The sequence below is a fragment of the Lentzea atacamensis genome (genome assembly GCF_003269295.1).
Lineage (GTDB): Bacteria > Actinomycetota > Actinomycetes > Mycobacteriales > Pseudonocardiaceae > Lentzea > Lentzea atacamensis.
Window position 1 is genome coordinate 169,408 of the sequence record NZ_QLTT01000003.1, and the last position, 10,748, is coordinate 180,155.

Genomic DNA, 10,748 nt, shown 5'->3' on the forward strand with positions numbered 1-10,748 from the left:
GGTCGTCCGCCAAGCTGTAGACAGGCTGCGAGATTCCTGGCAGTTTCCTGATGATCGGGCATTCCGTTTTCACCCGAATGAGCAGATTCGTGCTCGAAGAGCAAGCTCTAGCGTCGAGGTCATGGCCACGACCACTCCATCCACCGCATACAGCAGGGATTTGGGCGACGAGCTGCGCCGGTTGCGCGAGACTTGTACCGGTTTGACCGGTGCCGCGCTGGCTGTCCGGCTCGGCTGGGATCCGAGCAAGGTGTCGACCGTCGAACGCGGCAAGTTCCGTCCCAGTGAGATCGACCTCGTGCAGTACTTGTCCATGTGCGGCAAGGACATCGACTTCTTCGAGGACTTCAGGCGGCGTTACCGCAACGCCTTCGAGGAATACATCGTCCAGGTGCCGGACAACCTGCGCACGATGGCGATGGCCGAGTCCACTGCAAAGAAGATCGTGGCCTACGACGCGCAGACAGTCCCGGGGCTCCTGCAGACGCCTGAGTATGCCGATGGTGTCTACCGGGTCGCTGGTCTGGTGACCGAAGAGCGAATCCCTGCACTCGTGCAGTTCCGGACGGATCGTCAGGCGATCCTGCGTCGACACAATCGGCCGACTTGCTTGTTCTACGTCCATGAGCATGCGTTGCAGACGCGAGTCGGCGACGACCGGGTCATGGAAGATCAGTACGCCCGGTTGCTCTTCAACGTGCACCTTGTTCGGATCATCCCCGCCGACACGGCTGTGATCGCATCCAGCTGCACGTTGTGGGAGTACGAGAAGGCCATGTCGATAGCGTTCGTCGAGACCGATCTTGCCAACGTGTTCGTGCAAGATCCAGGCGCGATCGTGCGGACGCGGCTGCTGTTCGACCGCTTGGCCGCAGTCGCCTTGGATGAGGAACAATCGCGGAGGATGCTGGCGGAGTACGTCGGCCGACCGCGAGAGGACCTCGATGACGCAGGAACGCGCATGGCGTAAGAGCAGTTACAGCGGCGGTGCGGAGGACGGGAACTGCGTCGAGGTGTCGCTCGCCCACGACGCGCTCGTCCGCGACTCGAAGAACCCGTCCGGAGGCGTTCTGACCTTTGGTTTTGGTGCCTGGAAAATCTTCATCGAAAATCGTTGAACCGTCTCCCGTCTCACCACGTGTTCCCGCCGTCGAACGGGATCGAGGGGACGGGTCATGGACGAGAAGACGGTGCTGCTGGGCAAGGTCGGCCCAACGGTGATCCTGCCGCGCCAGGGCGGTCAGGTGGTGCCGTTGCGCCAGACCGCCCCGCTGCGGGTGGACGTCGCGGGCGGCGGTCCGGTGGGCCTGGCGTTCGCCTGAACCCTGAAGTCGCTGCTGGGTGACCAGGTCTCGGTGCGCGTCCACGACCGCCGCTGGATGCGCCGCGGCAACCGCGTCGTGTGGCGCGGCACCGCCGAGGGCAACAACCGCCGCGAGCAGGTGGTGACGTTGCAGAGCAACGTCTGGGCCGCCCTGCCTTCCGCCGTCCAGCAACGCCTCTTCGTGCCCGGCAAGTTCTCCGAGATGTGGCCGCTGGGCCCCGATTCCCCGGAGTCGAAGGGCCGCCCGCGCAACATCAAGATCCGCTGGATCGAGGATGCCCTGCTCGACATGGCCCAGGACACCTACGGCATCGAGGTGATCCCTGAGGCCTACGTCCGCCCCGACCGCTGGGACGGCCTGCACGTCCTCGCCATCGCCGACGGCGCCCGCTCCGCCACCCGCGACTCGCTGTCGGCCCACTTCGGCACGCCGAGCCGCGAACTGTTCTCAGTGGACGGTTCCCCGCTGGACGAGCGCGTCCTGGGCATCCGAGTGACGGCGAAGGTCCCCGACGAGCACACCGTGCCGCTGACCGTGGCGCAGAACCGTTTCCTCTTCAACTCGCTCGGCGGCGGCTTCATCAACATGCGCCTGACCGCCGAGGAAGCCTCCGAGATCGTGGCCCTGGGCGAGAACGGCCCGGTGTCGTGCATCGGCAACACCGGCTGCACGATGCGTCCCTCCGGCGGACGTTTCGTGTGCGACCGCCACCGCGCCGTCTTCAAGCCGTCCGTGGACAAGCTTTCCTACCTGTGGCCACGAATTCTGGACGGCCTGCGCTTCTTCGGCGTGGGCGCCGCCGACGTCGTCGGCATCACGTCGTTCACGCTCGGCATGACCCAGATGTCGAAGTTCACCGCCCAGCTCGCCCCGTCGACCTTCGGCTTCCTGCTCGGCGACGCCGCCAACTCCCTGCACTTCTGGCCGGGCCGAGGCCTGAACACCGGCCTGAAGAGCGCGCTGTCCCTCGCCGTGAACCTGCAGAAGCGCTGGCGCGGCAAGGCTTTCCGCGCCGCCGACTTCGCTGCGCACGAAGGCATCATGCAGCAGCTGCAGTACCGCGAGAAGTCCCGCGCCTGGACCACGATGCTCATGCCCGACTCCGAGGGCGTGCCGCGCGGCATCGAGGACCGCATCCGCGAGGGCCTGCAGGGCCCGTTCGACCGCGCGACTCTGGTCTCGACGCTGTTCGAGCGCGTTCTCGACATCAAGAAGCGCCTCGGTGGCCGCATGGGGACTTTGGCGACCGACGAGTGGTACTACGGCCGCATCAACGCCATGGACGTCCGCACGCTGAAGGTCATGGTGGAGTCCGGCCCGTGGATCACCCGTGAGATCGGCGGCGAAGAGGTCGTCGTCCCCGCCGCCAAGGCTTCCTCACCAGAGCCGATCCGGCGGGGGCTGTCGCTGGTCAGTTAGCCAGGTACACCCAGGCGTCCGCGCCCGAACCGAGCCGCACCAGGGCTCGCCGGTAGTCGTCGACCTCGTAGATGTCGGCCGCGGCGAGCTCCGCGGCCGTCACCTCCAGCATCGTGCCGGAGGTCGCGTCCGCGGGGTCGCCGGTGTGCCGGACTATCGGATGCCGGTCCGTACCGCTGACCTCGACCACGGCCGGATCGGTGATCGTCACCCAGTCCTGCCGATAGCCGGGCAGCACGTCCACCTTGCCGACCAGCGTCCGCCCGAAGTGCTCGATCTGCACCGACGGCGTCTGCAACGTCCCGTACGAGAAGAGGTTCACCACCGCATCAGCCGGCCCGCCGATCCGCCGCAACACGGGGTTCGCGACGTCCTCGTTGCCGAGCACCACCGTCGCGCTTTCCGCCGGCCCGACCTCGTCGAGGTACCGGCGGCTGGCCGCGTGATACCGCTGCTCGAAGGCGCGACGAGCCTGGTCGAGGCCGCCGAGCAGTTCCGTGTCCCGGCGCGTGCCGCGTTCGTGCGCGACCTCGAACGGCGTGTCGACGAAGACCACCTCGTCCCACACCAGCTCCCGCTGCAGAAAGCTGCCGTCGACCACCAGCACGAGGTCTTCCGGCGCCTCGACCGGCGGCTCGTCGATCGGCGTGTCCGAGTGCAGGTCGATGATCCGCTCCCGGTACTTGCGATCTCCACCGGGCCCGAGCGGGTCGAGGACCAGACGCTGGAACGACGCGAAGTCGTAGGCGTCGGCGTAGTAGCCGTCCGCCGAGTCCCGCCCTTGCCGATGCCTCACAGCCCGCGGGTTGTGGAACCCGTCCATCGACAGGTGCGCCGCGGCCCGCCCACGTGCGGCGACTGCAGCGGTCAGCTCACGGGCGAGCGTGGTCTTGCCTGCCGCGGTGATCCCGTCCACGGCCACCCGCAGCGGACGTCCGGGAAGCTGAGCAGTGAGGTGGTCGGCGATCCTGCCCAGTACGCGGGCCCGTGGTGTGATCATGAGTCCGAGCCTATGTCAGTCCTCGGCAGCGATGACGTCGGAAAGGCTCACGGCGGGACGGCCGAGCATCGCCGTCAGCACGCTGCGTTGGCGCCCGGTCAACGAGGCCACGAAGATCACGGCGCCGGCGTCGGCCTGCTCGCACACGGCAGCCACCTCGCGAACCTTCCCGTAGCTCAGCAAGGTCCGCGAGGAAAAGGGTAGGCTCATCTTCTTGACGCCGCCGTGCGACACACCACGTCTCTGCACGATCTGCGAGACGACTCGTGCGCCGCGTGCGGCCAGTGCATCGGCTGCCGAGGCCATGAGCGCCGCGAAGTCCTTCTGTTTGGCGGAGAAGTAGCCCACGAGCACCACGTCGGTCCCCGCGACGTCGAGCTGCGGAGCCTCGCGTGGACGCTGCGCAGGACGCCGAGCCGAGCGCCGGTCGCGTCTGCGGGACTGATGCATGCACCACAGGCTAGGTCGCCGGTGCGCCAGGGCGACACGGGTTTTGCGGTGCGGCTAGTCCTCCTCGACCTCGCGCCGGGACAACCGCACCTCCTCGACGTCGAGCTTGCGCTGCACCGCCCGCAGCACGATGTCGTCGATCGCCCGTTCGTCGCGCAACCGCACCACTGTCGCCCGCTTGTGCGCGATCAGCTCAAGCCTCAACGCCGTGTACTCGAGCTCGGACTGCGCCACCTCCTCGTCGCCGGCCTCCTTGGCCCGCCTGACTTCCAGGTGGTGTTCGTACTCGGCGAGTGCCCGTTTGTAGACGACGTCGCTCACGCCCAGCCTGTCGGCGATACGCGGCAGGGCCTCGTAGGCCTCTTCGGACGCCGTCGACTGGGCCAGCCGCAGCTCCTCGTCCAGCGCCGTGTCCTCAGGCAGCTGAGAGAAGCGGATGATCGAAGGCAGCAGCACGGCCTGCACGATCAACGTCAGCACGACCACGCCCGACGTGATGAGGATGATCTCCTCGCGGAACGGGAAAGGCGCGCCACCGACCACCGTCTCGGGCACGGCCAGCGCGGCCGCCAGCGACACCGCTCCGCGGAAGCCGGCGGCGGACGAGACGAGGCGTTGGCGTGCGCCCACGCGGCGAAGGCGTTGCTGGGGGCGGCGGTCGATCGCGCGGATGACGTACGGAGTCGTGTAGCTCCACAAAAGGCGCGTGCCTGCCACGGTCAGCGCCACCAGGCCGATCGCGCCGAACGCTGTGAGGATCTCGGAGCCGTCCAGCGTGCGGATTGCGCCGTTTGCCTGGAGTCCGATCAGGACGAACAGGGCGCCGTTGAGCAGGAACGTGGCGATGCTCCAGAAAGCGGTGCTCTGCTGGCGGGTGTCGGCCGGCACGATGCGCGGACCGACCTGCGACAGCGTCAAACCGCACACGACGACCGCGATCACGCCCGAACCGTGCGCCACTTCGGCCAGCAGGAAGGCGGTGAACGGCGTCAGGATGCTCACCACGCTCTCGTGCAACGGGCTGTCGAGCCGCTTGCGCACCTGGACGGCCAGCCAGGCGATCGCCAGACCCGCGAGCGCGCCGCCCGCGTAGGAGAGCAGCAGCCGCAACCCGACCACGCCGGTGCTGAACTCCTGCTCACCGGTGGTGACGGCGACCGCGATCGCGTAGATCACGAGCGCGGTGCCGTCGTTGATCAGGGACTCGGCGCGCAGGATGGTCGTGGTGCGGCGCGGCATGCCCCGTGCGATGGCCGCCACGGCGGTCGCGTCGGTCGGGGCCAGTGCCGCGCCGAGCACCCACGCCGGGCCCCAGTCGAGGCCCAGCGCGTGGGCCACCGAGGCGACCGCGGCCGCCGTCGCGAGCACCAGAAGCGTGCTGAGCAGCACGATCGGGCGCAGGTTGCTGCGGATCTCCCGCAGCGAGGTGTTGAGGCTCTCCCAGTAGAGCAGGGCCGGGAGGAAGATCAGCAGCATCGCCTCCGGCGGCAGGCTGACCGACTCCAGGGCGGGAACGAAGCCGAGCACCGCGCCGCAGACGACGAGCAGCACCGGTGCGGCGAGGCGCAACCGTCCTGACACGACACTGCTCGCCAGGATGCAGACGCCCAGCACCACCACGAGTTCGAGACCGAGCATGGCCTCAAGATAGGCGGATCACGCGCTCAGCGCGGCATCCAGTTCGGCCAGCAGCCGTGACTTGGGTCGCGCTCCCACGATCTGGTGGATCGGCGCGCCGTCGCGGAACAACAGCATCGTGGGCAGCGACATGACCTGGTAGTCGCGTGCGGTGGCGGTGTTCTCGTCCGCGTTGATCTTCAGAACGGTCAGGTCGTCGCGTTCGCGGTCGATCTCGTCGAGCACCGGCGAGAGCATGTGGCACGGCCCGCACCACTGCGCCCAGAACTCGACGAGAACGGTGCCGGTGCTCACCTGCGAGGCGAACGTGGCGTCGGTCAGCTGCACTGGAACTCCTTGGGTTCGGCCACGAGGCACGGGTCTTGGAAGGCGAGTCTGGCCAGCAGGAACTCCCGCACCGCCTGGAGCCGCTCCAGGCACGCGTCCACCTCGGCGAGCTTGCGCCGGTAGACGTCCCGCGAGTCGGGACACGAGTCGCCGGACTCGTGCCCGGCGCGCAGGCACGCCACGAACGGCCTGGTGTCTTCGAGGGACATCCCGACCGCCTGCAGCGACTGGATCTCCCGCACCAGCCGCAGATCGTGCTCGTCGTACTCGCGGTAGCCGTTCGACGTGCGCTGAGCCTCCAGCAGGCCCTGGGACTCGTAGAAACGCAGCGCACGGGTGGTGGTGCCGGCTCGCTTGGCCAGTTCGCCGATCCTCATGCACCGAACGCTAAACCTTGACGCGCACGTCAAGGCAACCTTTTCGGTCAGCGGCAGGGACGGGTGACCGGTGCCTGGTGGTCCGCATGGCCGCCGCGGACAGCAGCCCGAGCAACAACACGCCGATCGGCAGCAAGAACGAGATCTTGACCGCGTCCGTCAGCCCGTTCTGCAGGACGTGGTTGGCGAGCTGTCGTGCCTGGTCGGCGACCGCCGGTGGCAGGTCCGGCGGGAGCGGGGGAGCGTCGTCCCCGAACCGGCCGATGCCGCCTCCCGCGTCGGCGAAGCAGCTGACGAAGGGTTGCCGGAACTCGGCGGGCAACGCGAGCGCGGCCTCGTCCGCCCTCCTGGCCGTGGACGCGGTGATCTGCGCCTGCAGCAGCACACCGACCGCCGCGCTGCCGAGCACCCCCGCCGGTCTGACGGGCGGTGTTGAAGATGCGCGACGCGCTGCCGACGAGTTCGCGGTCGACCGAGCCGATGGTCACGTTGCTCATCGGGGAGAAGATGAACCCGACACCGAGACCGCACAGCAACAGCCCGGGAAGCACGGTCGACGGCGAGCTCACCGGGGTGATCAACAGTGCGATGACGCCGAGGCCCGTGGACAGCGTGAGCAAGCCGAACATCAACAGGTACTTGGGGTTCATCCGGTCCGACAGCCGGCCGACGAACGGTGCGGCGCTGCCGGACAGCACGGCCATCGGCGCGATCAGCAGTCCTGTGTCGGCCGGGGACAGTCCGAGCACCGACTGGGCGTAGATGACCAGCAGAAGCGGCATGCTCGTCATGACGAACCCGACGGCCACCGCGGACAGGCTGCCGCGGAGAAGTCGCGGTTGTCGAAGACCTGCAACGGGAGCAGTGGCGCGCGGCGATTCATTCGTTGCCACAGAACGAAACCGACCAGCAGCACACCCGTCCCGATGATGTCGAAGACACACCGATACCCGCACCGACCGTGCTCCACTCGTACCTCCGTCCATTTTGGAGGCCGAAGACGACGCAGAACATGCCGGCGCCGCAGAGCAGGATTCCCAGCAGGTCGAACCGGTGCGCGTTCTTGGGTTGCGAGGAGGCGATCTGTCATGCGGTTCGGCATCACCATCGACACCGTCGACGAAGACACCGCGTTACGGCTGCTCAGCGCGCTGAACGGGGTGGCCCTCGCGCACCAGGGCGAGGATGAGGACGTGGAGGTGCGGATCCTGCCGGACACGCGCCAGGTGCTGCTCCGCGACGTGCCCGTCGACCTCACCAGGCTGGAGTTCGAGCTGTTGCTGCACCTCTGCGAGCATCCCGGCCGCGTGCACCGCCGCTGTGAGCTCCTGGCTGCGGTGTGGGGCGTCAGCGACGACTGCAGCGGCGCCCGCACCGTCGACGTGCACGTCCGGCGGGTCCGGCAGAAGCTCGGCGACGCGGCCGGCGTGATCCAGACGGTGCGCGGCGTCGGTTACCTGGTCGCCTCGACCGGCGGGTGCGGATCGACCGCTCGCCGAACGTGGTGCGGCTGGCCGGATGAGCGGTGCAAAAGCAGTTGCTCCGCTCTGAAGCCCGGTGTTGCATGCGAGGACACCGAGTTTCCCGGGGGGAGTGGCCGATGCACGACGGCGAGGTCGCGACGGATGTGTCCCTTGTGGACGAACTCGTCCGCGCGCAGTTCCCGCGCTGGCACGGCCTCCCGATCACGCACGTCGCGCACGGTGGCACCGGCCACGCGATCTACCGCCTCGGCGACGAACTGGCGGTCCGCCTCCCGCGCATCGAATGGGCCGGCGACCAGGCCGGACGCGACGCCGCGACGCTGCCGAAGCTCGCCCCGCACCTTCCTGTCGCGGTTCCGGAACCGCTGGAACTGGGCGAGCCCACCGAGAACTACCCGTACCCCTGGTCGATCGTGCGCTGGCTCAGCGGTGACATCGCCCCGGTCGACGCGGTCGCCGGCGACACCGGGATCCGCCTGGCCGAGGTGGTCCAGGCGTTGCAGAAGATCGACACCGGCGACGAGCCGTGGACCACCTACCGAGGCCGGCTGGACCTCTCCACCGGCGACGAGGACGTGCGCAGGTCGATCGCGGAACTCGGCGATGACCCGAGGCTCGTCGCCGTGTGGGAGGAAGCGCTGAGCGCGCCGTGGTGGACCGGGCCGGGCCGCTGGCTGCACGCCGATCTGCACCAGGGCAACCTGCTGTTCACCGGCGGCGAGCTGACCGGCGTGATCGACTGGGGTGCCGCGGGCGTGGGCGACCCGGCGGCGGACCTCATGACCGCCTGGTTGTTCCTCGACGAACGCGGCCGCGAGGCGTTCCGGCGCGAGCTGCGCGAGTTCGACGACGCGACCTGGGCCCGCGCGCGTGGCTGGGCGCTGCACCTCGCTGTGCTCGCGCTGCCGTACTACCGCGACACCAACCCGTTGCTCGCAGGCATCGCGCGCCACACCCTGGGCCAGCTACTGGCGGAACGCTCCTGGTGACATGCCCGCCTCGCGGGTGAAGAACTTGGTGAAGTTGGTGGCCTCGCTGAACCCCAGCCGATGTCCGATCGCCGCGGACGACAGGTCGGTGTGCACGAGCAGGCGTTTGGCCTCCAGTGCCACGCGAGCGTCGATCAACGCCTTCGCAGACCGGCCCGTGGCGGCCAGGCAGATGCGGTTGAGGCTGCGCAACGAGTAGCCGATGCGCGCCGCGTACTCGGCGGCGTTCCGCGTGGCAGCGAACGAACGCTCGAGCTCCTGCTGGAAGCGTTCGAACCTGGCGTCGCTGTGCTCGGGGCCGGCGTCGTGCGGCAGGCGAGCGATGCGCAGCAGCAACGCGCCCAGCAACTGGCGGAGCAGGTCGACCGGCTCGTTCGTCAGCACGTTGCGGCGGTACTCCTGCCGGAGGTCCTGCACGGCGCGGGTGACGACCGCCCGCTCGGCCTTGGGGATGGTGCGCACCGCCGGGCCGAACGGGCTGAGCACCGGGCGCGTGCCGTCGAGCGGTGGCGGGAACGCCGGGGTGAAAAGGACCATGAACGCCTCGGCGTCGCCCTGAGGGAGACGGAGTACGCGGCCGGGGCTGACGTGCAGCAGCGTGCCCGGCACGCACGTGTGGTCCACGAAATCGACCATGGTGGTGCAGCTGCCCGCGGTGACCAGCAACATCTGGTGGAAGTCGGTGCGGTGCACCTTCGTCAGCGTGTCGTCGGTGAGCCTGCGACGGAGCACGGCGAGGTCGAGCACCTCCATGCCGAGCCGGCCGCGGTCGGGGTTGCTGAAGCCGAACTGGGCGACCTGTCCACTTTTGACCATGGTGAGGCGTGATCCTACCTCGTCCCCCGGCTGGTTGATGGGGAATCTTCGGAGCCATGGACAACAAGGAACTCGTGCTCAAGGCCGCCGGCGAACTCTTCGGTGACAAGGATCCGTCCGCTGTGGACCGTTGGGTTTCGCCGGACTACCGCCAACACAGCGCGCTTATCGGTGACGGTCCCGAGGCGCTGCGCGGGCTTGTCGCTGATCTTCCCGAGGGCTTCCACTACGAACTGGCGCGCGTGATCGCCGACGACGATCTCGTTGCGCTGCACGGTGTTTACCACGGGTTCGGTCCAGAGCCGCTGGTGGCGTTCGACCTCTTCCGGGTCGAGAACGGCAAGCTCGCCGAGCACTGGGACGCGCTCACCCCGGTTGTGCGGGAGACGGCCGGTGGACGGTCTCAAACGGGCGGTCGGTCGTTCGGAGGTGACACCGAGCACTCCCGCGCTCTCGTCAGCGAGTTCGCGCAGCGCGTCCTGCAGGACGCCGACTACTCGGTGCTGACCGACTACATCTCCACCGAGACCTACCTGCAGCACAACCCGGAGGCCGCCGACGGTCTCACCGGTTTCGGTGCCGCCGCCGCGAAGTGGGCGGGCGAAGGTAAGAACCTGGTCTACAAGACGATCCACAAAGCTGTGGCCGAGGGCGATCTCGTGCTGCTGCAGTCCGAGGGCGAGTTCGGCGAGCCGGTCGCGTACTGGGACCTGTTCCGGGTCGAGAACGGCAGGATCGTCGAGCACTGGGACGTGATCACGCCGATCCCGGCGTCGCTGCCGCACACCAACGGCCTCTTCTGACCACGCTCACCGCGAGCTGCAGGTTTCCGTTCGATGAACTCGTGCCGCGCGTCCTGTGCGGGCGGATCACCGCGGCAGGGGAGACGACGGAAGGAGTGGAGATGGGCAAACTTGTGCCGC

At 68.4% G+C, this 10,748-nt stretch carries 13 protein-coding genes and 2 pseudogenes; 7 read left to right on the top strand and 8 right to left on the bottom strand.

The genetic code is table 11. The features are described from left to right. Positions 1–121 precede the first annotated feature (121 nt). From C8D87_RS15660 to C8D87_RS15670, 4 genes are read left to right on the top strand one after another with little or no spacing between them, the layout of a single operon-like run. Positions 122–970: a helix-turn-helix domain-containing protein gene (locus C8D87_RS15660; protein ID WP_170166439.1), complete on the top strand. Its 849-nt coding sequence runs from the start codon at positions 122–124 to the stop codon at positions 968–970. Next, positions 945–1,118: a DUF397 domain-containing protein gene (locus C8D87_RS15665; RefSeq protein ID WP_211337417.1), complete on the top strand. Its 174-nt coding sequence runs from the start codon at positions 945–947 to the stop codon at positions 1,116–1,118. The genes C8D87_RS15660 and C8D87_RS15665 overlap by 26 nt, the downstream gene beginning before the upstream one ends. Before the next feature lie 57 nt (positions 1,119–1,175). After that, positions 1,176–1,322: a hypothetical protein gene (locus C8D87_RS45905; RefSeq protein WP_170166440.1), complete on the top strand. Its 147-nt coding sequence runs from the start codon at positions 1,176–1,178 to the stop codon at positions 1,320–1,322. A 33-nt stretch (positions 1,323–1,355) separates the two neighbouring features. Continuing rightward, entirely contained in the window at positions 1,356–2,744 is a 1,389-nt protein-coding gene (locus C8D87_RS15670) for an FAD-dependent monooxygenase family protein (RefSeq protein ID WP_112227203.1), read from the top strand. Here the strand turns inward: C8D87_RS15670 and C8D87_RS15675 are convergent. The 7 genes and pseudogenes from C8D87_RS15675 to C8D87_RS47645 all read right to left on the bottom strand — a co-directional run. Next, a complete protein-coding gene (locus tag C8D87_RS15675) occupies positions 2,737–3,744 on the bottom strand; it encodes a gamma-glutamylcyclotransferase (protein WP_112227204.1) in 1,008 nt (335 codons plus the stop codon). The two genes, C8D87_RS15670 and C8D87_RS15675, sit on opposite strands and share 8 nt — an antisense overlap. Before the next feature lie 15 nt (positions 3,745–3,759). Next, entirely contained in the window at positions 3,760–4,194 is a 435-nt protein-coding gene (locus C8D87_RS15680) for a hypothetical protein (protein WP_215732321.1), read from the bottom strand. Positions 4,195–4,248: 54 nt separating this feature from the next. Continuing rightward, a complete protein-coding gene (locus tag C8D87_RS15685; protein WP_112227205.1) occupies positions 4,249–5,832 on the bottom strand; it encodes a Na+/H+ antiporter in 1,584 nt (527 codons plus the stop codon). A gap of 18 nt (positions 5,833–5,850) precedes the next feature. Beyond that, positions 5,851–6,159 carry a thioredoxin gene (gene trxA / locus C8D87_RS15690; RefSeq protein WP_112227206.1) on the bottom strand — a complete coding sequence of 103 codons (309 nt, stop codon included), beginning with the start codon at positions 6,157–6,159 and terminating at the stop codon, positions 5,851–5,853. Further along, complete coding sequence (locus C8D87_RS15695) at positions 6,150–6,536, bottom strand: MerR family transcriptional regulator (RefSeq protein ID WP_109638044.1); 387 nt, start codon at positions 6,534–6,536, stop codon at positions 6,150–6,152. Before C8D87_RS15695 ends, trxA begins: the two co-directional genes overlap by 10 nt. A gap of 10 nt (positions 6,537–6,546) precedes the next feature. Continuing rightward, positions 6,547–6,945 carry a hypothetical protein gene (locus C8D87_RS47640; RefSeq protein WP_233442193.1) on the bottom strand — a complete coding sequence of 133 codons (399 nt, stop codon included), beginning with the start codon at positions 6,943–6,945 and terminating at the stop codon, positions 6,547–6,549. Positions 6,946–7,003: 58 nt separating this feature from the next. Then, positions 7,004–7,522: pseudogene (locus C8D87_RS47645) on the bottom strand (MFS transporter); the annotation flags it as partial. A 102-nt stretch (positions 7,523–7,624) separates the two neighbouring features. Between C8D87_RS47645 and C8D87_RS48875 the strand changes: the two are divergent. Beyond that, positions 7,625–7,936 (top strand): annotated as a pseudogene (locus C8D87_RS48875) (winged helix-turn-helix domain-containing protein); the annotation flags it as partial. 200 nt (positions 7,937–8,136) lie between these two features. Further along, complete coding sequence (locus tag C8D87_RS15710; protein ID WP_112227207.1) at positions 8,137–9,009, top strand: aminoglycoside phosphotransferase family protein; 873 nt, start codon at positions 8,137–8,139, stop codon at positions 9,007–9,009. On the opposite strand, the gene C8D87_RS15715 is transcribed toward C8D87_RS15710, so the two are convergent. Further along, on the bottom strand, positions 8,986–9,825 hold the full coding sequence (locus C8D87_RS15715; RefSeq protein ID WP_112227208.1) for a helix-turn-helix domain-containing protein: 840 nt from the start codon (positions 9,823–9,825) through the stop codon (positions 8,986–8,988). The two genes, C8D87_RS15710 and C8D87_RS15715, sit on opposite strands and share 24 nt — an antisense overlap. 56 nt (positions 9,826–9,881) lie before the next feature. Between C8D87_RS15715 and C8D87_RS15720 the strand changes: the two genes are divergently transcribed. Further along, positions 9,882–10,628, top strand: a complete 747-nt coding sequence (locus C8D87_RS15720; protein ID WP_112227209.1) for a nuclear transport factor 2 family protein — start codon at positions 9,882–9,884, stop codon at positions 10,626–10,628. Positions 10,629–10,748 lie beyond the last annotated feature (120 nt).

Bases quoted from the DNA above. Each gene is read 5' to 3' on its own strand.
- C8D87_RS15675 (WP_112227204.1), bottom strand. From the start codon at position 3,744: ATGATCACACCACGGGCCCGCGTACTGGGCAGGATCGCCGACCACCTC.
- C8D87_RS15680 (WP_215732321.1), bottom strand. From the start codon at position 4,194: ATGCATCAGTCCCGCAGACGCGACCGGCGCTCGGCTCGGCGTCCTGCG.
- C8D87_RS15665 (WP_211337417.1), top strand. From the start codon at position 945: ATGACGCAGGAACGCGCATGGCGTAAGAGCAGTTACAGCGGCGGTGCG.
- C8D87_RS15695 (WP_109638044.1), bottom strand. From the start codon at position 6,536: ATGAGGATCGGCGAACTGGCCAAGCGAGCCGGCACCACCACCCGTGCG.
- C8D87_RS15715 (WP_112227208.1), bottom strand. From the start codon at position 9,825: ATGGTCAAAAGTGGACAGGTCGCCCAGTTCGGCTTCAGCAACCCCGAC.
- C8D87_RS15710 (WP_112227207.1), top strand. From the start codon at position 8,137: ATGCACGACGGCGAGGTCGCGACGGATGTGTCCCTTGTGGACGAACTC.
- C8D87_RS45905 (WP_170166440.1), top strand. From the start codon at position 1,176: ATGGACGAGAAGACGGTGCTGCTGGGCAAGGTCGGCCCAACGGTGATC.
- C8D87_RS15685 (WP_112227205.1), bottom strand. From the start codon at position 5,832: ATGCTCGGTCTCGAACTCGTGGTGGTGCTGGGCGTCTGCATCCTGGCG.
- C8D87_RS15660 (WP_170166439.1), top strand. From the start codon at position 122: ATGGCCACGACCACTCCATCCACCGCATACAGCAGGGATTTGGGCGAC.
- C8D87_RS15720 (WP_112227209.1), top strand. From the start codon at position 9,882: ATGGACAACAAGGAACTCGTGCTCAAGGCCGCCGGCGAACTCTTCGGT.